The following is a 23,753-nucleotide window of genomic DNA, read 5'->3' as shown; positions in this document are numbered from 1 at the left end:
CACGATCGGGTCGGCCTGCAGGAACAGGCCGAGGAAGCTGAAATCGTGGGCGGCCGGTGCGGCGGCGGTCGGATCCATCGCGGATCTCCCTGGTGTGCGGGGCGGGCAGGGCGGGCTCAGCGCAGGAAGGGGGCGGCCCCCTTGGCGGAGGCGGGCTCGATGCGCTCCAGGCAGGTCTCGCGGGTCAGGTCGCCGCCCTCGCAGGCCACCACGTCGTTGAGCAGCAGGCGCCCGACCTGGGCGCAGGGCGCGGCGGCGATGTCGAACTGGCGCAGCACGGTCTTGCGGGCGGCGACCGGCCCGAGCTCCACCAGCACCCGCTTCTGCGCCACGCCGTCCGTGTCGAAGGCGTAGAGGTCGAGCTTGAGCGACCTGATCGGCGCGCCCTTGCCGTTGTCGACGAGGAGCGTCGCCCGGCAGGCCTCCCCGACCGTGTCGAGCTTGTTGAGCTCGATCCGCATCGGCGTCTCGGGCGCCTGCGCCAGGGCGGAGGCGAGCATCACCCCCGACAGGACGAGGCAGAACAGCAGATCGAGCGCGAGATGCCCGAGGCGGGCGCGGAACCACGGCAGACCCTGCGTCGACACGACTAACTCCCCCTGCGGCACGGTTGGCGGAGGCGCGATCGGACGCGCCCCGCGTCGCGCCCCGGAGGGCCGCAGGTCCGCCCGCCGGTCGCCCGCCGGCCGATGTGATGGTCCGCTCCCGTTCCGGTCAGCCGCCTCGTGCCGCGGCGGGCCGGCCGGGATGCACTATCCCGGATGACGCCGCGGGATCAAGCCTTGCCGGGAAACTCAGAGGAATTCCAGACTGTTATTCGGACCAAAGGCCGACTCAGCCGCGCGCCGCCGGGCCCTCCCGGTTGCTGAAGCGGGCATTGCCGAGGCCGGTCCCGATGGTGAGCACGCCCCAGCGGGCGAGGTCGCGCTGGAAGGGCACCTCGCTCAGGCCCTGCACGACGGCGTCGTTGTGCACGACCACCATGGTCGGATGGCCACCGACCGAGGGCAAGGCATCGCGCAGGGCGCGCGGCAGATTGAAGCGGCTGCTCTCCCAATTGCCGGGGAGGTTCTGGCCGCCGCGGCTGATGCGGCCGTCCGGCTCGATCACGCCCGGGCAGCCGACCCCGACGAAGGGCGCGAGCCTGAGGTCGGCCCGCGCGGCCCGGGCCACGAGGTCCTCCAGCATGGCGGCGATGCGGGCCACGGCGGCGTCGCGGGTGGGGGGCGGGTCCTCGTCGCGGTGGCGCCACAGCTCGGCCCGCCAGATCGCCGCGCGGGAGAGGTCGGGCGCCTTGCGCAGGTTCGTCGCCACGATGCCGGCCCGGATGTTGGTGCCGCCGATGTCGATGGCGAGCAGGCTGTCGTGGCCGGAGAAGATCCAGGCGGGGGCGAGGTGGGCGGCACCGATCAGTCCGCCCTCGTCGTGATGGTGGCGGATCGGCACCAGCGAGAGGTCGAGCCCGGCGGCGCGCAGGAGCACGCCCGCCCGCCCGATCACGAGGCGCCCGACGTAGGAATCGCTCAGGCCCCCGCCGACCACGATCCGCTCGGTGTCGCGCCAGCCCTTCTGGCGCAGGAAGCGGCGCACCACGGTGGCGAGCTCCTGGGAGAAATCCTCGACGGCGCCCTGGATCACCCCGGCGGCCTCGGGCGGGCCCTCGCGCAGGAGGCGGTCGAGCCGCTTCTTCGGCAGGTCCCGGCTCGGCGTGTCGCCGAGGGGATCCTCCCCGAGCTTGCGCAGGCGCTCGCGCCAATCCTCGATCAGGTCCCGGAAGGCCCCCTTGGTGACCCGGTCGCCGAGGAAGCCCTCCTCGTCCGGCTGGCGCAGTTCGATGTTGTAGCTGTCGACCGTCACCGCCGGGAGCGTGACGGCGGCGTGCGGGATGTCGGAGACGCTCGGGGCGGGGCTCGTCGCCATGCGGGGAGACCTTCGGGGTGCGGAGGCGCGGATCCCGAGACAACGGCGAGGAGGGGGTTACGGTTCAGCTTCGACCGGCGGTCGATGCGGGGCGCCGTTCGGGGCGGGGCGGGCCCGGCTCCGGATGCCAAGCGCCGCCGCGGCCGCCCCCGCACGGCCCGGGCAGGACGGCGTGCCGCCGCCGAACCGGTGCCCCCCGGCGCACGACGCTCAGCGCCGTGCCCCCTTCGGCGTGCGCGCCTCCTCGACCGCCTCGGCCTTCTCCTCGTCGGTGTCGCCGCCCCGGCCGATCGTCCTGCGCGGATCGGCCAGCAATTCCCCCAGGATCGCGCTCAGCCGCGCGCAATCGGGCCCGTACCCGTAGGCGTCGAGGACGATCGCGGCGTCGCGCAGGGTGCGCAGGTCCCGCACGGTCTGCAGGTTGGCGGCCTCGCGCAGGGCCGGGGTCTTGGCGATCTCCTCCTCCAGCCGCAGCGTCAGGGCCGGGCAGCCGGCCGGCGCCTCGGCCGCCCGGGACGGACCGGCCGCGAGGAGGGCGACGGACAAGAGGATCGCGCGCATCATCATGCGGGGGCTCCGAACGCCGCGTCAGGAATGCCCGAGGATCCGGTTGGCCAGCGCCACCACGTCGCTCGGGTAGTAGGGCTTGGGGACGAAGACCGAATCGGCGACGGCCTCGCCCTCGGCCAGCCTATGCCGCCCTCCCGACGTGTAGACAACCGGGAGATCCGGGCAGCGATGCCGCGCCGCGCGGGCGAGCGTCACCCCGTCGGTGTTGCGCGCGAGGTCGATGTCCGTGAACAGCATGTCCACGTGCTCGCGCTGCAGGATGCGGCCGGCCTCCTCGGCGTCGGCCGCGGTGAGCACGCGGTATCCCTCGTCCGCGAAGGCGGCCGCGGTCATCTCGCAGATCAGCGCCTCGTCCTCCACCACCAGGACCGTGTCCGGCAGCAGCAGGCCCGAGGGCGGGAGGGCGGCGAAGGCAGGCTGGATCATGACGCAACTCCGAACCCAGGCGGCGACGAACGCCTCGACCGTCGCCTTATCGAGAACGGCCGCGCTCGGCGGTCGTTCGGGGCCGATCCGGCGAATTGCGCGGGTTTGGTGAGCGAAGCATTAACCCTGCCAGCCCGGCGGTGAATCACCGGGTCCCGCCCTCGCCCTTGCCAGCGGCGGACCCATGTGAGACGCGGTCTCCTCCTCCGCCTCCCGCAGGGTGTCATCCGCATGAGCGCCACCGCCGCCCCGTCCCTGACCCAGGCCGTCACCGGGATCGCGGCGGGCGCGCACGTGACCGCCGTGCACTGGCTCGGCCCCCGGGCCGCCTTCGCGCTCGGGGACGGGACCGTGATGCTCGCCGCCCCGGACGGGGACGCGGCCCGGGTCGCGGCCCATCCGGAGGCCGGCATCCTGGTGGCGGCGGGCGACGGGCGGCGCCTCGTCACCGGCGGCGACGACGGGCGCGTCGCCGCGACCGGGCCGGACGGGACCACCGAGACCCTCGCCAGCGCGAGGAACGGCGCCTGGATCGACGCGCTCGCCCTGCACCCGGACGGGGCCCTGGCCTTCGCGGCGGGCAGGCGGGTCGTCGCCCGCGACGCCAAGGGCCGCGAGCGGACGACCGAGGGACCCACGACCGTGCGCGGCCTCGCCTTCGCGCCGAAGGGCTACCGGCTCGCCCTCGCGCATTACAACGGCGCCACGCTCTGGTACCCGAACCTCGACGCCGCGCCGGAGGTGCTGGCCTGGAAGGGCTCGCATCTCGACGTGACGTGGTCGCCCGACGGCCGCTTCCTGGTGACTAGCATGCAGGAGAACGCCCTGCACGGCTGGCGCCTCCAGCCCGACCGCGGGCACATGCGCATGAGCGGCTACCCGGCCAAGGTGCGCTCGGTCTCCTGGTCGGCGGACGGGCACTGGCTGGCGACGAGCGGCGCCGAGGCCGCCATCGTGTGGCCCTTCGACAGCAAGGAGGGGCCGACCGGCAAGCAGCCGCGCGAGTGCGGGGTGCGCCCCGCCCGGGTCTCGCAGGTGGCCTTCCACCCGAAGGCGCCGGTGCTCGCCTGCGCGTACGAGGACGGCTGCCTGCTCCTGGTGCGCTTCACGGACGGGTCGGAGCTGCTGGTGCGCCCGGCCGTGAAGGGCAGCGCCGTGACGGCGCTCGCCTGGGACCGGACGGGCGAGCACCTCGCCTTCGGGGCCGCGGACGGGGCGGCCGGGATCCTCTCCCTGCCGCGCTGAAGCGATGGGCCTCCTCTCCGCCTTCCGCCGCCCGCGGCCGGATGCCGGCCGGCGCGAGCAGGTCGCCGCCTGGGCGCGCCGGCTCGGCGGCTTCGGGCCAGAGGTCGCGCTCACGGTGAGCGAGATCGTCTGCCCGGACCCCGCCTGCCCGGGAACCGAGACGGTGATCCTGATCATGGCGCCGGGCGCCCGGGCGCGGGCCGTAACATGCGCCAAGCCCGTCGAGGCCGTGACCGAGGCGGACGTGGCGGCGGCCCTGGGCTGAGACGGGATCCGCTTGATCGAAGCGGCTCCCGGATCGCGAGCCTGCGCGGCGCCTGAGCGCGGCACCTGAGCGGAGCCGACATCCGCATGGCCGAAATCGGAGAGGGCGAAGCTATCGACCGGATGTCGGATGAGACGGGTCCGGCATCCCCGCGCCGGGACGCCCGCCCGGCCGTCGCGGCGGGCCGCCCGGCCCGGAGTGTTGCATCGCATCTACAGCGCTGTGGCGTCCGGCTCACTAACCAGGAACGGAACGCGCGCCCCGCGCGCCCGAAGGCCCCCGCCCATGCCCCGCGCGGCTCCCTCCTCGCCCGATCCCGCCGTCGACGCGGCGGCGCTGCTGCGCCGCATCGGCTTCATCGGCCTCGTGGTGGCGGTGCCGCTCGCCGCGCTGGTGTCGCGCCGCGCCATCGTCATCCTGGTGCCGATCGCCGTCGTCATCCTGTGCCTCGCCACCGCCCTCGACGGGGCGGGGCGGCCGGTCGGGGCGGGGCTGCGGCGCGTGCTGCGCACCCGGGCCATGGCGGCGGGGGCACTGCTGGCGGGCTGGACGGCCCTGTCGATCGTGTGGTCGCCCTTCCCCGGCACCGCCTCCGAGCGGCTCCTCAACGTGGCGATCACCGTGGGGCTGACGCTCGCGGGCTACCTCGCCCTGCCGGACCGGATGCGCGCCGCCAACGCCTACCTGCTGCCGGTCGGCGTCGGCGCGGCGGCCCTGGCCGCGGTGGCGCTGGGGCTGTTCAGCGGCGCGGCCCTGCGCTTCGGCCTGGAGGACGATTCGACCCTGGAGCGCGGCGCCATGCTGCTCGCGCTGCTGGTCTGGCCGGCCGTGACGTGGCTGCGCTCGCGCCGCCGCGACGTCGAGGGCCTCGGCGTCGCGGTCGCGGTGGCGCTCGCCCTGGTGCTGGCGCCGAGCCCGATTCCCCTGCTGGCCCTGGCGGCGGGCGCGGTCGCCTTCGCGCTCGCGGCCTGGCGCCAGCAGCTCGGCGTGCGGATCGCGGCCGGCGTCGCGGCCGGCCTCGTGGCCCTCGGCCCCCTCGTGCCCTTCCTGCTGCGGCCGATCGTGGCGCCGCTGCTGGGGCCGCTCCACCCCCTGTCGCAGGCGCTGAAGACCTGGACCCGGGTGGTGACGAGCGAGCCGCTGCGCCTCCTCACCGGCCACGGCTTCGAGACGGCCCTGCGCGGGCGGATCGTCGGGATGCTGCCGCCGAGCGCCCCGACCTCGCTCCTGTTCGAGATCTGGTACGAGCTCGGCGTGGTCGGCGCCCTCGCGGCGGCCTTCGTGCTGTGGTCGGCGGTGCTGCAATCGGGCCGCGACCACCCGAGCCTCACCCCGGGCGCGATGGCGACCGCCATGACCGCCTTCGCCTCGGCCTGCCTCGGGATGAGCGTCACGGTGGTGTGGTGGCTGACCAGCGTGGCGGTGGCGGTGCTGGCCTTCATCGCGATCGAGCGCGGCCAGTTCCGCACCAGCCGGCCCAAGGCGAGCGCGCTGCCGGGGATCAAGGGGTAGCGGGGCGCCGGCCGCGCCCTACTCCGCCTGCGCCTCGATCCGGGCCATGTCGTCGTCCGACAGCCCGACATGGTGGCCGATCTCGTGCACCAGCACGTGGGTGACGAGGTGGCCGAGCGTCTCGTCGTGCTCGGCCCAGTAATCCAGGAGCGGGCGGCGGTAGAGCCAGACCATGTTGGGGAACTGGCCCGTCGCGAGGCTCGCCGCGCCCCCGCCCTGGGCGAGCCCGGTGCCGCGGAACAGCCCGAGCAGGTCGAACTCGCTCTCGCAGCCCATCTCGTCGAGGGTGTCCTCGTCGGGAAAATCCTCGACGCGGATCACCACCCCCTCGCAGAGCCGGCGGAAGCTCTCGGGCAGCCGCGCGAAGGCCGCCTCGGCCAGGGCTTCGAAGGCCGCGAGGTCGGGGGCGCGGGCGGCGCTCCAGTCGGGTCCGTCGCTCATCCCCACAGCCTCAGTTGCACGCCGAGCCACCACGCCATCGCCACGAGGGCGACGAGGCCGAGGCCGCGGCCGATGCGCCGGCCCCAGACCTCGATCGGGTCCGTCTCGGGATTCATCGGCGGGCGCTCACCGCGGCAGCGCCGGGGCGACCCGCTCGCTCAGGAAGCCCGCGAGGTCGTTGGTGATGTGGTCGATGTGCGGGGCCCGCACCGCCTCCTGCTCGGACGCGTCCCGGAACGGATCGACCGTGCGCGGCACCACCAGCACCGTCGCCATGCCGAGGTCGTGGGGCACGACGAGGTTCTTGGCGATGTCCTCGAACAGGGCCGCGCGGGTCGGATCGACCGCGTGCCGGTCGAGGAAGGTCTCGTAGGCCCGCCGCTCGGGCTTGGGCACGAAGTCGGAGGCCGCGATGTCGAACACGTCCTCGAAATGGTCGAGGATGCCGAGCTTGCGCGCCACGTTCTCGGCGTGCCGGCGCGAGCCGTTGGTGAGGATGAGCTTGCGGCCCGGCAGGGCCTCGATCGCCCGGCCGAGGGCCGGGTTGAGGGCGATGCCCGAATGGTCGATGTCGTGGGCGAAGTCGAGGAAGTCGTAGGGATCGACCGCCTCCTCCTGCATCAGCGCCCGCAGGGTCGTCCCGTAGCGGTGGTAGAAGTGCTTCTGCAGGGCGCGCGCCGAGAGCCCGTCGAGCCCGAACAGCTCCATCACGTAGAGGGTGATGCGCTCGTCGACCTGGGGCCAGACGCGGGCCTCGTGCGGGTAGAGCGTGTTGTCGAGGTCGAAGACCCAGGTCTCGACACCGGAAAAGCCGCGGGCGTCCGGGGCGGTGAGGTGGCTCTCGCTCGGAAGGAACACGGAAGCTCGGCCCATTCGACGCGAAGGGGGCCCCGCGGCCCCCGGGCGTCCAAGATAAGCATCTGGCTCCGGAAAGGAAGCGCCGATCGCCGTCAGGGTGCGCTGCGGCGGATCAGCGTGCCGGCGCCGTAATCGGTGAACAGCTCCAGCAGCACCGCGTGCGGGACCTTGCCGTCGAGGATGACCACCGCCTCGACGCCCTGCTCGATGGCGTAGATGCAGGTCTCGATCTTCGGGATCATGCCGCCCGTGATGGTCCCGTCGGCGACGAGCCGGCGGCAATCCTCGACCGAGAGTTCCGGGATCAGCTTCTTGTTCTTGTCGAGCACGCCCGGCACGTCGGTGAGGAGGAGGAGGCGCTTGGCCCGCAGGGCCCCCGCGATGGCGCCCGCGAAGGTGTCGGCGTTGACGTTGTAGGTCTGGCCGTCGCTGCCGACCGCCACCGGGGCGAGCACCGGGATCAGCTCGGCCTTCAGCACCGCGTCGAGCACCGCGCGGTTGACCCGCTCCGGCTCGCCGACGAGGCCGAGATCGACCTCCCGCTCCAGGTTGGAATCGGGATCGACGACGGTGCGGGTGGCGCGCCGCGCCTGCACCATGTTGCCGTCCTTGCCGCACAGGCCGATGGCCTTGCCGCCCTCGGCCGAGATCCAGCCGACGATCTGCTTGTTGATCGAGCCGGCGAGCACCATCTCGACCACCTCGACGGTGGCCGCATCGGTGACGCGCAGGCCCTCGCGGAACTCCGACTTGATGCCGAGCCGGTCGAGCATGCGGCCGATCTGCGGCCCGCCGCCGTGCACGATCACGGGCTTGAGGCCCGACTGCTCCAGCAGGACCACGTCCTCGGCGAAATCCTCCGCCGCCGCCCGGTCGCCCATGGCGTGGCCGCCGTACTTGATGACGACGATCTCCTCGTCGTAGCGCTGCATGTGGGGCAGCGCCTGCACCAGCACCTCGGCGCGCACGTGCACGTTGGGCAGCGCGTCCGTCTCGGATTGGCTCATCGTGACGAGGTCCTCTCGATCGGGCCCGGTCGCCCGCGGCGGCGGGTTCTAGCGCAGGATCCCGGCCGCCGGAAGGCGCGGCCGGAGGCCGGCCTTGGAGACGGTGCTCGTGCATCGCCGCGGTGTCGGGCACCAGGTGCACGTCGAGGTCGGCCGGCACCGCCGCCTCGATCTCGTCCGGGCAGCGGCGGAACGCGCCGGCGCGGTGACGCGGCCCGTTCACCGTCCCGGCCTTCACGTCGAGCGCGGCGAACAGGCTGGCGGTGCGGTGCCGGGCGTCGTCGTGGCTGCGCCGCTCGGCCGGCTGGCGCGGGGTGACCGGCGCGGCGACGGCGCCGGGCGGGACCTTCCAGGCCCGGCGCTCCCCCCTCGGATTCGGCACCGCGCTGGTCGGTTCTCGGTCCCGTGATCGGTCCTCGGGCGAGCGTGATCCTCGTCGACCATCACGTCCAACGGCCAGCGCAGGTGGCTCTCGATCTCCCCGTGCGCCCGAACAGGCTCCGCAAAGCGCGCCGGCGCCAGCGCGCCTGACCCGCTCGCCGCCGCACCGCCGTCTGCGACGCCGCGGCATCGGCCGGCCGCCGGAGGCGGAGGGGGACGAGCCGGAGCGTCCTCGCTTCAAGGCCTCTCCGCTCCGCCGCATCCGCATCGACATCGCCGCGGCGCACGGCCGGCTGTCCCCGTTCGCGGCGGCCGGAGACTTCCTCACACGCGTTCGCCCGCGAGACGGTTCGACACCATCTCGACAAACAGCTGCGTCCGCGCGGGCGTCTCCAAGCTCCCCGGCCACACAGCGCTGACGCGTATGGGAGGAGGCTCACACTGGGGAAGCACGAGTTCGAGGCGACCCTCGTCGAGGTCCTGTCTGACTTGCCAGAGCGGCGCGAGGCCGATCCCGGCTCCGAGGATCGTGGCCGCGTTGGCTCCGGCCGCGTCGCTGCACCGGAAGGCACCCTTCACCTGTGTTCGCACCACGACACCGTCGACCGACAAGGGCCACGCGTCGCCCTCCGGCCCGAAGGTGCGGACCACGCAGAGATGCGATGCAAGATCGTCGGGATCACGCGGCACACCATGGCGAGCAAGATAGGATGGCGCGGCGACCAGGACGCGGCGCAGCTCCGCGATCTTCTTCGACCGCAGGCTGATGGCGCCGAGATCTCCTATGCGAATCGCAACATCGAGCCGATGTTCGATGAGATCAACGACAGCATCATTCAATACCAAGTCTATACTTACTTCAGGAAACCTATTCATGAATGCCGTTGCGCATGGAACCACAAATTTCGGCGCAAATAGTACAGATGCGCCGATCCTAAATAGACCGTTTATTTTGGTTTTTTCGCTCTTCACCTGCAGGCGCGCATCTCCTATTTCTTTCAACGCTGTTCTCAGTCGCTCGTACAATATCATTCCCGCGGGGGTCGGCTGCAACCGCCGGGTCGTACGCCGGATGAGTTCGGTTCCCAGATCGGTCTCGAGTGCGGTCAGCGCACGGCTGACGGACTGCAGGGACCGGTTCAGCCTCTTGGCAGCGGCGCTCAGGCTTCCTCGCTCGATGATCGCGACGAGGACCTCGTACTGCTCCAAGCTCGCCATATCGTTTCGCCCACAGGAAGAGACATTCTCGATCAACGCCGATTATCACGGCTGCCCCAATGGTGCAGGACGGCGTGAGGTCAACGCAGTGAACACAAGGGCCGCCATGCACACCCACGCCCGAATGACCAGCGCGCCACCGCCCATCAGCCGATCGAACACAATGTCCGCCGGACTAACTGTCCTGTTCGCATGCGCCGTTGGCGTCGTCGTACTGAGCCTGTATGCGTCGCAGCCCCTGATCGGCTTGATCGGATCGTCATTTTCGTTAAGCACATCCGAAGCCAGTCTTGTATCGACACTTACTCTGCTCGGCTATGCGAGCGGCCTGTTCCTGCTCGTCCCACTGACGGATCTCGTCGAGAACCGGACGGTGATCGTTGTGACTTTGCTGGTTGACGTTGCTGCCCTGGCGGCGATCGCGCTTGCCCCGACGCCATTTCTCTTCCTACTGGCGTCGTACGTCGCCGGTGTGACCACCAGCGCGATTCAAATGCTCGTACCGGTGGCGGCTCAACTCTCTCCTGAAGCACATCGCGGTCGTGTCGTCGGCAACGTGATGAGCGGCCTCATGCTCGGCATCCTTCTTTCGCGGCCAGCCGCGAGTTGGGTTGCGGAGTTCGTCGGTTGGCGCTGGTTCTACGGTGGGCTCTCCTTGATCATCGCAGCCCTGAGCATGATCCTGGCCACCGTCTTACCGGTCCGCAAGCCCGCGACCGGCACGAATTATTCGGCGCTCATCGGATCGATGCTGACGATCCTGCGGGAGGAGCCCGTCCTTCGGCGCCGGGCCAGTTACCAGGCCCTGTGCATGGGCGCATTCGGGGTGTTCTGGACGTCGGTCGCCTTGCGCCTTTCCGATCAGCCATTCTCCCTCGGTCAGACCGGAATCGGCCTTTTCGCCCTGGCCGGAGCCGCCGGGGCGGTCATCGCCCCGATCGCCGGGCGAGCGGGCGACCGGGGCTGGACGCGCAGCGCAACGCGACTCGCCCACCTCGCGGTCATCGCCGCGATGATCCTCGCCGGCATCGGCGGCGACGTCCTGGTCGGCACGCCTTTCGCCCCGAGTTGGGCTCCTCTCGCGATCCTGGTCGCCAGCGCCGTCCTGCTCGATCTGGGGGTGATCGGCGATCAGACGCTGGGACGGCGCGCAATCAACCTGTTGCGCCCCGAAGCAAGAGGCCGTGTGAACGGGCTGTTCACAGGCCTGTTCTTCCTCGGCGCCGCGGCCGGGTCGGCCTTATCCGGATTGGCATGGGTCAGCTTCGGCTGGTTGGGTGTCTGCTCAGTCGGACTCGCGTTCGGATGCGTCACCCTCGTGCTTTCATCGTCTCAGCCGCAGGCAGCGGCGCGCTGACCGATCCAACGAATCGCGGCGGCCCTCGTCGGCGGCGAGCGCGGCGAAGGCTTTCGGGACAGCCTGTCACGTCGAGACATGAGCCGCGCAGTCTCGCCGGATCGAGGCGCGGCGTTCCCTACCTGTCGCGCGCGGAGCTTCGGATCGAGGCCGCGCCCCGCTATCAGCCAACCTTCTTGAATGCCGAACAGATAACACGCCTCCGTCTCAAGGCCGGGACCGGAACATTGGATTTCATGACCGATCTCTGGCCGCTCATCGCCAAGGAGGTGGGTTGGGTCTACCATCGTGGCTCGAGGGGCGGCTGCGCGACGGGACGATGGCGGGCGCCCCCGGCTCAGCGCAGCATCGCGAGCAGCCCCGCGAAGAGCCGCGCCCGGCTCACCAGGCTCGCCTCGTCGATCTGCTCCTCGAGGGTGTGGTAGCCGCGCCCGATCGCCCCGAGCCCGTCGAGGGTCGGGATGCCCATCGCCCCGGTGAAGTTGCCGTCCGAGCCGCCCCCGGCGCTGCGATGCGGCAGGGCCAGCCCCTCGGCCGCCGCGAGGGCGCGGGCGGTCTCGTAGAGGGCGAGGGTCTCGGCGTCCGGCTCCCAGACCGGGCGGGTGACCCCGCGCGTCACCGTGAAGGCGACGTCGTCCTCCGTGCCCGAGAGGGCGAGCATGCGCGCCACGCCCCGGTCGAGGTCGGCCTGGCGCTTGGCCATGCTGAGCGCCTCGCCCCGGCACCGCGTCGGCACGCAGTTCACCCACTGGCCACCCTGCACGATGCCGACGCTGAAGGTGCAATCCTCCCCCGACATCGCCTCGATCGCCAGGATCTTGCGGGCGAAGGCGCGCACCGCCGAGCGCCCCTCGCCGAGCCGCGCCCCGGCATGGCTCGGCCGGCCCGTGGCCTCCAGGACGAAGCGCGCGATCGCGTAGCGGCCCGTCACCACGCCGTTGTCCTCGTGGCCCGGTTCCGGCACCAGGACGTAGCGGTGGCGCGAGGCCTCCGCCTCGATCAGGTCGCGGGTCGAGGGACTGCCGATCTCCTCGTCGCCGGTGAGCAGCACCGTGACCGGCAGCGGCGTCGCGATCCCGGCCCGCCCGAGCGCCCGGATCGCCTCCAGGGCGAGGAGGTTGCCGCCCTTCATGTCGAGGATGCCGGGGCCGTGGACGCGCCCGCCCTCGCGGCGCCAGGGCAGGACCTCCAGCGTGCCCACGGGATGCACCGTGTCCATGTGGCCGAGCACCAGGATGCCGGGCGTCTCGGGCCGCGGGTGGGGGAAGCGGGCGCGCACGCAGTCGCCGAGGCCCATCCGGCCGGGCACGACCTCGATGCGCGCCCCCGCCACCGCGAGGTCGCGGGCGGCGAGCGCCATCATGCGGTTGACGGCCGGCGTGGCGAAGGTCGGGCTCTCGCATTCCACCCAGGGGCGGAGCGTCGCCAGCATCGCGTCGAGGTCGAGGGGCAGCCCGGAGGGAATCATGCGGCACCGAAGGGGTTGGGGTCGCGGGGCCACCAGGGCCCGGCCTTCTTGGTGAGGGGCAGGGCGGCGAAGTCCGGCGGCACCGCGCCCGGGGCCGCCACGTAGAGCACCGCGCTCGCGAGGCCCGCGAAGGCGGCGTGGAAGTGCTGCATCGACTTCACGACGACGAGGCGCTTGTCGTGCAGGGTGAGGCCGAGGCCCGTGAAGGCGTCCGGGTCGAAGGGCTGCTGGCGCTGGCTCGTCAGCACGAGGTGGATCCCGTCCGCCTCGACCCAGGCGCTCGGGCCGAGCAGCGCCCGCCCGCCGCTCAGGCCCGCCTGGCTGTGGTCGTCCGCCAGGCCGCGCACCGTGACGGCGAGATCGACGGGGTCGCCGGAGGTCACGCCGCACTTGCCGCCGACCCGCAGGGTGAAGCGCGCGCCGATCCCGGCCTCCCGGCAGATGCCGACCGCCCCCGGATCCCAGTAGAGGCCGCTCGCCGCGTCCCGGACGCCGCGCGCGACGAGGCGGCGCAGGATCGCCGTGTTGTCGGAGGGGGCGCCCGCCCCGGCATTGTCGGCGACGTCGGCGAGCACCATCGGGCGGGGATCGTCGCAGGCGAGCGCCCGGTCGATCGCCGCGTCGATGGTGACGTAGGGGGTCGCGGCCTCCTCGCGCATGGCCCAGACCTCGGCGGCGAGGCTGCGCGCGAGCGCCGCCGCCGCGGCCTCGTCGCCGTCGGCCACGACCAGCATCTTGGCGCCGACATCGGCGACGTCCGCCCAGGGGAAGCCGTGGCCGAAGGAGACCGACAGGATCCCGTCGCGGCCCTCCGCGGCGCTCATGCGGTCGACGAAGCGGCGCACGGGCGGGTCGGAGGTGCGCCAGAGGCTCACCATCCGGCAATCCGCGTAGGCCATCACCGGCCGGATCCGCCCCTCGGCGGCGGCGATCACCAGCGGGTAGAGGTCGCGGGCGCGCGCGACGATGTCGGTGTGGGGATATTCCTTGTAGATCACCATGACGTCGGCGGCCTGCCGCATCGTCTCGGTGAGGTGGCAGTGCAGGTCGAGCTCGACGCCGACCGGCACGCCCGGCCCGACGATGCCGCGCACCCGGGCGAGGGTGTCGCCCTCGCAATCGTCGTAGCCCTCGGCCACCATGGCGCCGTGCATGAAGAGCAGCACGGCGTCGACCGGCCCGGCGGCCTTGAGGTCGGCCAGGAGCGCGTCGCGCAGGTCCTCGTAGACGGCCCGCAGGGTGATCCCGCCGGGCTGGGCGAAGGTCGAGAGGCTCTCGACCACCTCGTGCCCGTCCGCCTCGGCGAGGCGGCGCCACGCGATCAGCCCGATATTGCTCAGGCGCGGCGGGTTGCGGCTGCCATCGCGACGGGCGTAGTCCGCCAGGAAGGCGGGCCGCCCGGTCGGCAGCGGCGCGAAGGTGTTGGTCTCGGTCGCCAGGGAGGCGATGAACAGCTTCATGCGGGGGGATCCTCCCGTGGCGGCCGGCGTGACGGTGTGGCCCGGGCCGCCCGCCGCGCGCAAGGGGCGCACCGGGCCGGGCCCTCAGGCCCCCGCCGCCTCGGCGAGCCGCTTCCTCTGCACCTTGCCGTTCGGCGTGCGCGGCAGCGCCTCCAGGAACACGATCTCGCGCGGGCACTTGTAGGCTGCGAGGCGCGCGCGGCACCACGCGAGCAGATCCTCCGCCTCCGGCGCGGCCCCGGGCCTCGGCACCACGTAGGCGGCGACGACCCGCACGTCCGCCCGCACGGCCCGCTCGGCGACCGCCACCTCCTGCACCTCCGGGTGGCCGATCAGCGCCGCCTCGACCTCGTTCGGCGAGACCCGGTAGCCGAAGGCGTTCATCAGGTCGTCGTGGCGGCCCTCGAACCAGACGTAGCCGTCCGCGTCGAGCCGGGCGAGGTCGCCGCCCGCGAACCACTCGCCCCGGATCACCGCCGCCTCCTCGTCGGGGCGGTTCCAGTAGCCGAGCATCAGCCCGGGATCGGAGCGGTGCACGGCGAGGAGCCCGGTCTCGCCCGCCGGCAGCGGCACGGGCTCGCCCTCGGGCGGGAGGATGGCGACGCGCCGCCCGGGCTGGGGCCGGCCCGGCGAGCCCGGCCGCACCGGCACGGTCGGGCCGGTCGAGACGTAGGTCGAGACCTCGCTCATGCCGAGCGCCTCGTAGAGGGGCTTGCCGGTCGCCGCCGTCCAGGCGGCGAGGAGCTCGGGGGAGAGCGCCTCGCCCGCCGTGATGCCGTGGCGCAGGCGCGACAGGTCGTGGGCGGACAAATCGGCGTATTTCAGGATCTGCCGGTAGAGGCTCGGCACCGCGGCGAACAGGGTGGCGCGCGTGCGGGCGATCAGGGCGGGCCACAGGGCCGGGTCGCGCGGGCCGGTGTAGAGCACCGCCGTCGCCCCGCGCGCCCAGGGATCCTGGATCCCGACGCCCAGCGTGTAGGTCCAGTTCATGGTGCCGGCATGCAGCACGACGTCGTCCCCGGTGAGCCCGAGCCAGTGGTCGTGCATCGGGCGCCGGCCCCAGACGGCGCGGTGGGCGTGCAGCACGCCCTTCGGCCGGCGCGTCGTGCCCGAGGTGTAGACGAGGGAGGCCGGGTCCTCGGCCGCGGTGTCGGCGTAGGCGGCGAGCGGCGTCCCGGCCCGCAGGCGCGCCACGTCGGCGGGCCGCAGCAGCGCGCGGCCGCGCAGGGAGGCGGGATCGAGGGGGCAATCCTCCGCCGCCACCACCGCGGCGGCTCCCGAATCCTCCAGCAGGAAGGCCGCCTCGGCGGGGGTGAGCTGGGGCGAGGAGGGCTGCGCCACCAGCCCGGCGGCCAGCGCCGCGAAGTACACGATCGCGTAATCGGCGTCGTTGCCCATGCGGATCATCACCCGGCTGCCCGGCGCGAGGCCGAGGGCGAGCAGGCCCGCCGCGACGGCGCGCACCGCCCGGTCGATCTCGCCGTAGCTCAGCACCTGCGCGGCCCCGCCCTCCCCCGCGAGGATCAGGGCGGGCTTGTCGGGATGACGGCGCGCCTGCGCCTCCAGGCAGTGGCGCGCGGCGTTGAAGCGGGTCGGGGGCGGGTCGGAGGACGGGCTGGAAGCGGACGGGGCGAGCACGGCGATCTCCGGGCCGGGGCGGATCCGCCGTCTTACGCATCCGCACGGCGGCCGTCATCCATCCGACAAACCGCCCCGCTTGCGCCCGCAGGGCTCCTTTTCGTGAGAAATCATCCCCCGGCTCGCCCATTCTTTCGCCTCCCCTGCGTCAGTCGCGCGGCGCCAGATCGGCGCCATGACGGCGATCAGATCCGGCACATCGATTCACGATGATTTTACTTCCTCGGTAGAAATCTGCCCGCATCCCGCATCAGGGGCAGGGTCATGGCGGTGTTCGCAAGTCTCCGGGCTCGTCTTCCGGCCATGACGGTCGGCCTCGCGCTCCTCAGCGCCGGCGCCATGGGGAGCCTGAGCTGGTACGCGGCCCGGGCGGGGCTGGTGGACTCCGCCCAGGAGCGCCTCGCCTTCGCGGCGACGGCCCGCAAGACCGGGATCGAGCTGGCGGCGGCGCGCCTCGTCGACGAGGTGCAGGCCCTGGCGAGCCTGCCGCAGGTCGCCGCGAACCTGCCGGACCTGATCGAGACCCTGGACCCCGGCAAGCCCGACTTCGACGCGGTGGTGAGGGCCTTCACCGCCCCCGCGACGGTCGAGGAGCGCCTCGCCCTCGACGGCGCCGGCACCGGGACGATGTACGGGCGCCGCCACGCCAAGGTGCAGGAGGCCGCCCGCCGCGTCGCGGCGCGCCCGGGCATCGCCGACGTGCTCTTCGTCGAGGAGGGCGGGCGGGTCGTCTACACGGCCGCCAAGGGCGCGGATTTCGCCAAGACGGTCTCCGACCCGTCCCTCGCCGGCACGGCGCTCGCGGGCCTCGTCGCGCGGCCGAGGGCGACCGGATGATGGCCGACACCATGCGCCGCTGGGGGCCGGTCCGGGGCGGCGGCGGGCGCCCGAACCCCTCCGGCAACCCGTCCAACGACGGCTACGATTACGGCAGGGGACAATCCGCCCCGACACTCTACAGCCCCCACCACAATGACAGCCCCTATTGAGGAAGTAAGCCCGCCGGCCTGCTCCCGCCCGGTGCGGGCGGAAGACCTGTCCCGGCCGGGGCCTGGGCCCGCCGCGCGGGCCCGCAGCCAGCCGGCGGGGCGCCGGGACTTGTCGGATTGCCGCCATTCCGCCGCTCCGCCGCGGCCCGGGCGAGAACAGCGCTTGAAGCGCGGCCGGTTCTCGCCAAAAGTTCCCTCCTCCGCTCGGATGCGCGAATGGCCGGCTGCGGGAGGGGGGGCCATGCAGGTTCGGTTCTTCGGGACACGGGGCTCCCTGCCGATCCCAGGTCCGCGCACGATCCGCTACGGCGGCAACACCTCCTGCGTGGCGGTGCGCACGGCGCGCGGCACGCTCGTGATCCTCGACATGGGCACGGGCGCCTACGCCCTCGGCCAGGAACTCGCCGCGGCGGGCCGGCCCCTGCGCGGCCACGTCCTCATCACCCACACGCACTGGGACCACATCCAGGGCGTGCCGTTCTTCGCGCCCTTCTTCGCGCCGGGCAACGAGTGGGACATCTACGCGCCGCGCGGCCTCGGGGCCTCCCTGCGCGAGACCCTCTCGGGACAGATGCAGTACAGCTACTTCCCGGTCTCCCTGGAGCAGCTCGGCGCCACCATCCGCTACCACGAACTCGTCGAGGGCGAATTGTCCCTCGGCGAGGGCGACGACGTCGCGGTCGAGACCCACTACCTCAACCACCCGGCCCTGACGCTCGGCTACCGCCTCACCGCCGACGGGGCGACGCTGGTCTACGCCCTCGACCACGAGCCCTTCTGCACCGCCGCCGCGGACGGCACCGCCCCGCCCGAGGGGCTCGACCGCCGCCACGCCGAGTTCCTGCGCGGGGCCGACCTCGTGATCCACGACGCGCAATACACCGCCGCCGAGTACCAGGCGAAGCTCGGCTGGGGCCACAGCACCGTCGAGTACGCCCGCCGCGTCGCCCGGGAGGCGGGGGCGGCGCGGCTCGCCCTGATGCACCACGACCCCCAGCGCGACGACGACAGCCTGGACGCCCTGGTGGCGCGGTACCGCGTCGAGGATCTCGACCTCTTCGCCGCCGCCGAGGGGCAGGCGATCGACCTCGCGGCGGCCCGGCAATCCGCGCCGGCGGCGGCCCGCGCCCGCTCGGCGCGCGAGGCGGTGGGCTCGGCGCTCGCGGCGCAGTCGGTGGTGATCGCCGCCGCCGACCCGGGCGAGGCCGAGCGCCTCGCCGCCCTCCTGCGCGGCGACGGCGTCGCCGTGCACGAGACGGCGCTCACCGCCGAGGCCGTGGCGCGGGCCGTCCGCCAGCACCGGCCGGCCCTGGCGGTGATCGAGAACGGGGCCGAGCCGGCCGAGCGCCTCGCCGCGCTCTGCGCGGCCGTGCGGGCCCTCGGCCCGGCCGGGCAGGACCTGCCGATCGTGCTGGTGAGCCGGTCGGGCGACCGGCGCGGCGACGAGGCGATCGGCATCAGCGACCGGCTCGTCACGCCCTTCACCCCGAGCTACGCCCGCACCCGCCTGCGGGCCTGGCTGATGCGCACCGCCTGCCGCTGGGCGCGCGCCGCCAAGCCGCCGCGGGAGGCCGAGCGGCTCGCCGCCCTGCACGGCCTCGGCCTCCTCGACACGCCGCCCGAGGAGCGGTTCGACCGGCTGGTGACCCTGGCCGCCCAGAGCCTCGCGACGCCCTTCGCGGCCCTCAGCCTCGTCGACCGGGACCGGCAATGGTTCAAGGCGAAGGCCGGCTTCCCCTTTCGCGAGACGCCCCGCGACGCCTCGCTCTGCGCCCACGCGGTGGCGGCCTCGGACGGGAGCGGCGCCCGCCTGCCCCTCGTGGTCCCCGACACGCTCCTGGACAGCCGCTTCGCCGACAACCCGGCGGTGGTCGGCCCGCCCTACCTGCGCTTCTACGCCGGGCAGCCGCTGATCCTGGCCCAGGGCCACTGCATCGGCACGCTCTGCGTCGCCGACACGCGGCCGCGCTTCCTCGACGCGGACGGGGAGACGCTCCTGCGCTGGCTCGCCGATCTCGCGCTTCGCGAGATCGAGCGGTCCCCGCCGGTCTGACGCCGTGGGCCTCCCCTCCGACCCCGCCGCGCGGCCGGCCCCGCCCCTGTCGGGCCTGCTGCCGCGCCGGCCGCCCCGGCGCGCGCGGCTCCGCGCCGGATGGGACGCCCTGCGCCGGCTGCCGCGGCGCTCCGCCTTCGTGCTGACCGCGCTGCTGCCGAGCCTCCTCATCCTGGCGGCGGCGGGCGGCCTCGTGCTGGAGATGCGCCAGCGCGCCCTCGACGACGCGCAGCGCGAACTCGCGACCCTGAACACGGTCCTGGCCGAGGACGCGGCGCGCACGCTCCAGAGCGTCAACCTCGTGCTCCAGAGCGTGATCGACCTCTACGCCGCCGAGGGCATCGCCACGCCGGAGGAGTTCGCCCGCCTCAAGGCCGGGCGCGACACGCACGATCTGCTGCGGGGCAAGCTCGCCGGGGTGCCGCAGCTCGACGCGGTGACCCTCGTGGCGGCGGACGGGCACCTGATCAACTTCTCCCGCGGCTACCCGATCCCGCCGATCAACCTCTCGGACCGGGACTACTTCGCGCACCTGCGCGACACGCCGCTGAGCGAGCCCTACGTCACCGAGCCGGTGCAGAACCGGGGCAACGGCACCTGGACCTTCTACCTCGCCCGGCGCCTCGCCGCGGCGGACGGGCGCTTCATGGGCCTCGTCCTCGGGGCGATCGACCTCAGCTACTTCGACCGCTTCTACCGCTCCCTCAACCTCGGCGGCCAGGCCGCGATCAGCCTGTGGCGGCGCGACGGCGTGCTGATGACCCGCGAGCCGCCGGTGCCGGGGGTGGGGCGCCAGTTCCGCATCCGGGCCTTCGAGGCCCCCTTCCTGGAGGCGCGGTCGGGCTTCTACGAGATATCCGACTCGATGGACGGGCTGTGGCGCCTCGTCTCGACCCGCTCGACCCGCGACTACGCCCTCGTGGTCAACGTCACCCGCACCCGCGACGAGGTGCTGGCCGGCTGGCACCGCGAGGCGATCCTGGTCGCGAGCGCGGCGCTCGCCTGCGTGGCGGCGGTGATCCTGATCGTGCTCGCCCTCAAGCGCCAGATGCGGGCGGACGCCGCCGCGGCGCTCGCCGCGACCGAGCGGGCGCGGGCGGTCACGGCCCGCGAGGAGGCGGAGGCGCAGCTGCGCCAAGCCCAGAAGATGGAGGCGGTGGGCCAGCTCACCGGCGGCATCGCCCACGACTTCAACAACCTCCTCACCGGCATCATCGGCTCCCTCGACATGATGCAGACGCGCCTCGCCCAGGGGCGGATCGACACGCTGGAGCGCTACGCGCGCACGGCGATGACCTCGGCGAACCGCGCCGCGGCGCTGACCCACCGGCTCCTCGCCTTCGCCCGCCGCCAGCCCCTGGACCCGAAGCCCGTGGAGGCGGGCGGCCTCGTCGCCGGCATGGAGGACCTCCTGCGGCGCAGCATCGGCGAGGCGGTGCGGCTGGAGATCGTCACCCCGGCGCATCTCTGGGTGACGCTCTGCGACCCGCCCCAGCTGGAGAGCGCGATCCTGAACCTCGCGATCAACGCCCGCGACGCGATGCCGGAGGGCGGGCGGCTCACGATCGAGACCGCCAACGCGGTGCTGGGCGCGGCGGAGGCCTCCCCCTGCGAGGTCCCGCCGGGCGAGTACGTCTGCATCCGGGTCGCCGATACGGGCACCGGCATGCCGCCCGAGGTGATGGCGCGGGCGGTGGAGCCCTTCTTCACCACCAAGCCGATCGGCCAGGGCACCGGCCTCGGCCTCTCGATGGTCTACGGCTTCGCCCGCCAGTCGGAGGGCTGCGTGGCGATGCGCTCGGAGGTGGGGCGCGGGACCGAGATCCGCCTCTACCTGCCCCGCTACCAGGGGCCCGACCTCGCGGAGGCCGGCGAGCGGGCCGCCGGCGCGATCCGCCGCGGGCGCGGGGAGACGGTGCTTATCGTGGACGACGAGACGGCGGTGCGCGGGCTGATCGTCGAGGTGCTGGAGGATCTCGGCTACCGGGCGCTGGAGGCCGCGGACGGCCCGGGCGGGCTCGCCATCCTGACCTCGGAGACGCCGATCGACCTCCTCGTCACCGATATCGGGCTGCCCGGCCTCGACGGGCGCCGCCTCGCCGACCTCGCCCGGGCGGCCCGGCCCGGGCTCAAGGTGCTGTTCATCACCGGCTATGCCGAGACCGCGGCCCGCGCCGGCGGCATGCTGGCGCCCGGCATGGAACTGCTCACCAAGCCCTTCCCGATCGAGACCATCGCGACCCGCATCCGGACGATGATCGAGGGCTGAGACGGGATCCGGTTGATCACGGCGGCTCCCGGATCGCGCGCCCGCGCGGCGCCTGAGCGAAGCCCGCCGGGCCATCCTGCGGCCACAATCGGCATCATACCGCACTGCCTCTCATTGCCTCAGTTGGTATGTTGCATACCAGGAATTTTAGTGCATTCTCCGCGCCGCGGGCGCCGAGCCCGACCAACAAGGGGAATCAGGGATGGAACGTCAGGACGCCTCGTCCGCGAAGTGGTGGCAGCTCGCGTTCGGCATCGTGTGCATGGCGATGATCGCCAACCTCCAGTACGGATGGACCCTCTTCGTCGACCCGATCGATGCCAAGTTCCACTGGGGGCGCACGGCCATTCAGTTCGCCTTCACGATCTTCGTGGCGACCGAGACGTGGCTGGTGCCGGTCGAGGCGTGGTTCGTGGACCGCTACGGCCCGCAGGTCGTGGTCTTCTTCGGGGGCGTGATGATCGCGCTGGCCTGGGTCCTCGACGCCTACGCGGAATCGCTCCCGCTCCTCTACGCCGGGGCGGTGATCGGCGGCATCGGCGCCGGCGCGGTCTACGGCACCTGCGTGGGCAACGCCCTGAAATGGTTCCCGGACCGCCGCGGCCTCGCCGCGGGCGCGACCGCCGCCGGGTTCGGGGCGGGCGCCGCCCTCACCGTGGTGCCGATCGCCAAGATGATCGCGACGAGCGGCTACCAGCAGGCCTTCCTGACCTTCGGGCTGATCCAGGGCGCCGTGGTGGTCGTGCTCTCCTTCCTGCTGCGCAAGCCCGGCGTCGCCGTCCCGGTCAAGCGCAAGAGCCTGCGCCTGCCGCAATCGCAGGTCGACCGCACCCCGGGCGAGGCGGTGCGCACGCCGGTCTTCTGGGTGATGTACGCGATGTTCGTCATGGTGGCCTCGGGCGGCCTGATGACGGCGGCCCAGATCGCCCCGATCGCCCACGACTTCAAGGTCGCGGACGTGCCGGTGAGCATGCTCGGCCTGCAGATGGTGGCGCTCACCTTCGCGATCTCGCTCGACCGCATCTTCGACGGCTTCGGGCGGCCCTTCTTCGGCTGGGTCTCGGACAATATCGGCCGCGAGAACACCATGTTCATGGCATTCGCGACCGCCGCCGCCGCCGTGATCGTGCTGCTTCTCTTCGGCCGGAACCCGATCGTCTTCGTCTTCGCGACGGCGGTCTATTTCGGGGTGTTCGGCGAGATCTACTCGCTGTTCCCGGCCACCTGCGGCGACACGTTCGGCTCGAAGTACGCCACGAGCAATGCGGGCCTGCTCTACACCGCCAAGGGCTCGGCGGCCTTCCTGGTGCCCTTCGCCAGCATGGTCTCGGCGGCCTATGGCTGGTCGGCGGTGTTCGCGCTGATCATCGGGCTCAACGTCACCGCGGCGGCGCTCGCCCTGTTCGTCCTCAAGCCCCTGCGGATGCGCTACCTCTCGAGCGCGGCGAGCACCGCGACCGCCGAGGCCCGGGCCGTCCAGATGGCCTGATCGCGCCGGGTCCGCCTCGCGCCGAAGCGGGCGGCGACGGGTTCCCCCGTCGCCGCCCGCTTTCGTTCGCGCCGGGCCGACCGGGCCATGCGGACCGGGCCATGCGGACCGGGCCATGACCGGCCGGGCCATGCCGAGGGCACATGCCCTCCCCCGTCCGGGCGCCGGGACCGGCCCCTGCCGTCCCTCGCCGTCCCCCGCTAGGGAGAAGGCTGGACAGGGAGACACGGACGATGCCGGCCGAGGTGCGGGACGCCCCCTTCACGCGCGAGACGCTCGACATCGGCGATCCGTCGGGCGGGCGCGTCGCGGCCCTCGCCTTCGGCCCCCCGGGCCGGCCGCCCGACGCCCTGCTGCTGCACGCCAACGGCTTCACGGCCCGCACCTACCGCAGCCTGCTCGCGCCGCTGGCCGGGGAGATGCGCCTCCTCGCCTACGACCAGCGCGGCCACGGCGCCACGACGCTGCCGGCCGAGCCGCGCGGCCGCCGCGGCTGGGACGACCTCGCGGCGGATCTCGTGGCCGTGCTCGACCGGCTCGGCGGAAAGCCGCTCACGCTGGTCGGCCACTCGATGGGCGGCGCCGCCGCCCTGCTGGCGACCGCGCGCCGGCCGGACCGGGTGCGCAACCTCGTGCTCCTCGATCCGGTGATCCTGCGGCGGCGCGACGCGCTCGTCGCCCGCCTGCCGGTGCTGCGCCGGCTGATCCGGCGCCACTCGCCGCTCGCCGACATGGCGCTGCGCCGGCGCCCGGTCTTCCCGTCGCGGGCGGCGGCGCAGGCCGCCTATCGCGGGCGGGGCGCCTTCCGCACCTGGCCGGACGCGGCGCTCGCCGATTACGTGGCGGACGGGTTCCGCGACCGGCCGGACGGCACGGTGGAGCTCGCCTGCGCGCCCGCCTGGGAGGCCTCGAACTTCCTCGCCCTCGGCCACGACATCTGGGGCGCCCTCGCCCGCCTCGCCCGGCCGGCCCTGATCCTGCGCGCCGCCCAGGACAGCACCTGCGCCCTCGACCGGGACCGCCCGCCCGGCCTCACGGTCGAGACCCTGCCCGGCACGACGCATTTCCTGCCCTTCGAGGCGCCCGAGCGGGTGCGCGCGGCGATCCGGGCGGCGGTCGGCTGAAGGCGGGAAGGGCGCGGCGCGGGAGGCTGGTCGCGCGGCCCGGTTCGGGATAGGTCTGCCTCG

At 73.2% G+C, this 23,753-nt stretch carries 22 protein-coding genes; 11 read left to right on the top strand and 11 right to left on the bottom strand.

The annotated features are described in order from the left end of the window. Nucleotides 1–116: 116 nt before the first annotated feature. The 4 genes from MET2598_RS0123555 to MET2598_RS0123540 all read right to left on the bottom strand — a co-directional run bounded on the left by MET2598_RS0123555 (nt 117) and on the right by MET2598_RS0123540 (nt 2,916). A complete protein-coding gene (locus MET2598_RS0123555) occupies nt 117–587 on the bottom strand; it encodes a hypothetical protein (RefSeq protein WP_018262584.1) in 471 nt (156 codons plus the stop codon). 247 nt (nt 588–834) lie between these two features. Further along, nucleotides 835–1,920: a glucokinase gene (locus MET2598_RS0123550; protein ID WP_012330828.1), complete on the bottom strand. Its 1,086-nt coding sequence runs from the start codon at nt 1,918–1,920 to the stop codon at nt 835–837. Between the two features lie 210 nt (nt 1,921–2,130). Further along, complete coding sequence (locus tag MET2598_RS0123545; protein WP_012330829.1) at nt 2,131–2,487, bottom strand: hypothetical protein; 357 nt, start codon at nt 2,485–2,487, stop codon at nt 2,131–2,133. A gap of 21 nt (nt 2,488–2,508) precedes the next feature. Beyond that, a complete protein-coding gene (locus tag MET2598_RS0123540) occupies nt 2,509–2,916 on the bottom strand; it encodes a response regulator (protein ID WP_012330830.1) in 408 nt (135 codons plus the stop codon). A 231-nt stretch (nt 2,917–3,147) separates the two neighbouring features. On the opposite strand from MET2598_RS0123540, the gene MET2598_RS0123535 reads away from it, so the two are divergent. From MET2598_RS0123535 to MET2598_RS0123525, 3 genes are all read left to right on the top strand, one after another. Beyond that, the gene (locus tag MET2598_RS0123535) at nt 3,148–4,161 is read left to right on the top strand and encodes a WD40 repeat domain-containing protein (RefSeq protein ID WP_012330831.1); all 1,014 of its coding nucleotides are present in this window, start codon (nt 3,148–3,150) and stop codon (nt 4,159–4,161) included. A 4-nt stretch (nt 4,162–4,165) separates the two neighbouring features. Next, on the top strand, nt 4,166–4,426 hold the full coding sequence (locus MET2598_RS0123530) for a hypothetical protein (RefSeq protein WP_012330832.1): 261 nt from the start codon (nt 4,166–4,168) through the stop codon (nt 4,424–4,426). 285 nt (nt 4,427–4,711) lie between these two features. Further along, nucleotides 4,712–5,938 carry a hypothetical protein gene (locus MET2598_RS0123525; RefSeq protein ID WP_018262583.1) on the top strand — a complete coding sequence of 409 codons (1,227 nt, stop codon included), beginning with the start codon at nt 4,712–4,714 and terminating at the stop codon, nt 5,936–5,938. A gap of 18 nt (nt 5,939–5,956) precedes the next feature. Here MET2598_RS0123525 and MET2598_RS0123520 read toward each other — a convergent pair whose 3' ends face one another. The 3 genes from MET2598_RS0123520 to argB all read right to left on the bottom strand — a co-directional run bounded on the left by MET2598_RS0123520 (nt 5,957) and on the right by argB (nt 8,244). Beyond that, nucleotides 5,957–6,379, bottom strand: a complete 423-nt coding sequence (locus MET2598_RS0123520) for a metallopeptidase family protein (RefSeq protein ID WP_012330834.1) — start codon at nt 6,377–6,379, stop codon at nt 5,957–5,959. Nucleotides 6,380–6,505: 126 nt separating this feature from the next. Then, nucleotides 6,506–7,237: a pyrimidine 5'-nucleotidase gene (locus MET2598_RS0123510; RefSeq protein ID WP_018262582.1), complete on the bottom strand. Its 732-nt coding sequence runs from the start codon at nt 7,235–7,237 to the stop codon at nt 6,506–6,508. 92 nt (nt 7,238–7,329) lie between these two features. After that, entirely contained in the window at nt 7,330–8,244 is a 915-nt protein-coding gene (gene argB / locus MET2598_RS0123505) for an acetylglutamate kinase (RefSeq protein ID WP_012330837.1), read from the bottom strand. 94 nt (nt 8,245–8,338) lie between these two features. Between argB and MET2598_RS41545 the strand changes: the two genes are divergently transcribed. Continuing rightward, on the top strand, nt 8,339–8,653 hold the full coding sequence (locus MET2598_RS41545; protein WP_157182256.1) for a hypothetical protein: 315 nt from the start codon (nt 8,339–8,341) through the stop codon (nt 8,651–8,653). A gap of 296 nt (nt 8,654–8,949) precedes the next feature. On the opposite strand, the gene MET2598_RS0123500 is transcribed toward MET2598_RS41545, so the two are convergent. After that, entirely contained in the window at nt 8,950–9,834 is an 885-nt protein-coding gene (locus MET2598_RS0123500; RefSeq protein ID WP_198293034.1) for a LysR family transcriptional regulator, read from the bottom strand. A 115-nt stretch (nt 9,835–9,949) separates the two neighbouring features. Between MET2598_RS0123500 and MET2598_RS0123495 the strand changes: the two genes are divergently transcribed. After that, nucleotides 9,950–11,200 carry an MFS transporter gene (locus tag MET2598_RS0123495; RefSeq protein ID WP_026190909.1) on the top strand — a complete coding sequence of 417 codons (1,251 nt, stop codon included), beginning with the start codon at nt 9,950–9,952 and terminating at the stop codon, nt 11,198–11,200. A gap of 337 nt (nt 11,201–11,537) precedes the next feature. Here MET2598_RS0123495 and MET2598_RS0123490 read toward each other — a convergent pair whose 3' ends face one another. The 3 genes from MET2598_RS0123490 to MET2598_RS0123480 form a co-directional block, all read right to left on the bottom strand. After that, on the bottom strand, nt 11,538–12,668 hold the full coding sequence (locus tag MET2598_RS0123490) for a M20/M25/M40 family metallo-hydrolase (RefSeq protein ID WP_012330840.1): 1,131 nt from the start codon (nt 12,666–12,668) through the stop codon (nt 11,538–11,540). Then, complete coding sequence (locus tag MET2598_RS0123485; protein WP_018262579.1) at nt 12,665–14,128, bottom strand: M81 family metallopeptidase; 1,464 nt, start codon at nt 14,126–14,128, stop codon at nt 12,665–12,667. The genes MET2598_RS0123490 and MET2598_RS0123485 overlap by 4 nt, the downstream gene beginning before the upstream one ends. 84 nt (nt 14,129–14,212) lie before the next feature. After that, entirely contained in the window at nt 14,213–15,766 is a 1,554-nt protein-coding gene (locus tag MET2598_RS0123480; protein WP_012330842.1) for a class I adenylate-forming enzyme family protein, read from the bottom strand. Between the two features lie 264 nt (nt 15,767–16,030). Between MET2598_RS0123480 and MET2598_RS0123475 the strand changes: the two genes are divergently transcribed. The 6 genes from MET2598_RS0123475 to MET2598_RS0123455 all read left to right on the top strand — a co-directional run bounded on the left by MET2598_RS0123475 (nt 16,031) and on the right by MET2598_RS0123455 (nt 23,690). Further along, the gene (locus MET2598_RS0123475; protein ID WP_036270506.1) at nt 16,031–16,603 is read left to right on the top strand and encodes a hypothetical protein; all 573 of its coding nucleotides are present in this window, start codon (nt 16,031–16,033) and stop codon (nt 16,601–16,603) included. Then, a complete protein-coding gene (locus MET2598_RS41540) occupies nt 16,600–16,755 on the top strand; it encodes a hypothetical protein (protein WP_157182254.1) in 156 nt (51 codons plus the stop codon). The genes MET2598_RS0123475 and MET2598_RS41540 overlap by 4 nt, the downstream gene beginning before the upstream one ends. A gap of 241 nt (nt 16,756–16,996) precedes the next feature. Then, nucleotides 16,997–18,808: an MBL fold metallo-hydrolase gene (locus MET2598_RS0123470; protein ID WP_012330844.1), complete on the top strand. Its 1,812-nt coding sequence runs from the start codon at nt 16,997–16,999 to the stop codon at nt 18,806–18,808. A 4-nt stretch (nt 18,809–18,812) separates the two neighbouring features. Further along, nucleotides 18,813–21,077, top strand: a complete 2,265-nt coding sequence (locus MET2598_RS0123465) for a hybrid sensor histidine kinase/response regulator (RefSeq protein WP_018262577.1) — start codon at nt 18,813–18,815, stop codon at nt 21,075–21,077. Nucleotides 21,078–21,279: 202 nt separating this feature from the next. Further along, nucleotides 21,280–22,566, top strand: a complete 1,287-nt coding sequence (oxlT, locus tag MET2598_RS0123460; protein WP_012330846.1) for an oxalate/formate MFS antiporter — start codon at nt 21,280–21,282, stop codon at nt 22,564–22,566. Nucleotides 22,567–22,799: 233 nt separating this feature from the next. Then, nucleotides 22,800–23,690 carry an alpha/beta fold hydrolase gene (locus tag MET2598_RS0123455; protein WP_012330847.1) on the top strand — a complete coding sequence of 297 codons (891 nt, stop codon included), beginning with the start codon at nt 22,800–22,802 and terminating at the stop codon, nt 23,688–23,690. The last annotated feature ends 63 nt before the right edge of the window (nt 23,691–23,753 follow it).

Origin of the sequence: Methylobacterium sp. WSM2598 (assembly GCF_000379105.1) — a bacterium.
GTDB lineage: Bacteria > Pseudomonadota > Alphaproteobacteria > Rhizobiales > Beijerinckiaceae > Methylobacterium.
This window is presented reverse-complemented; position numbering and strand designations above follow the sequence as displayed.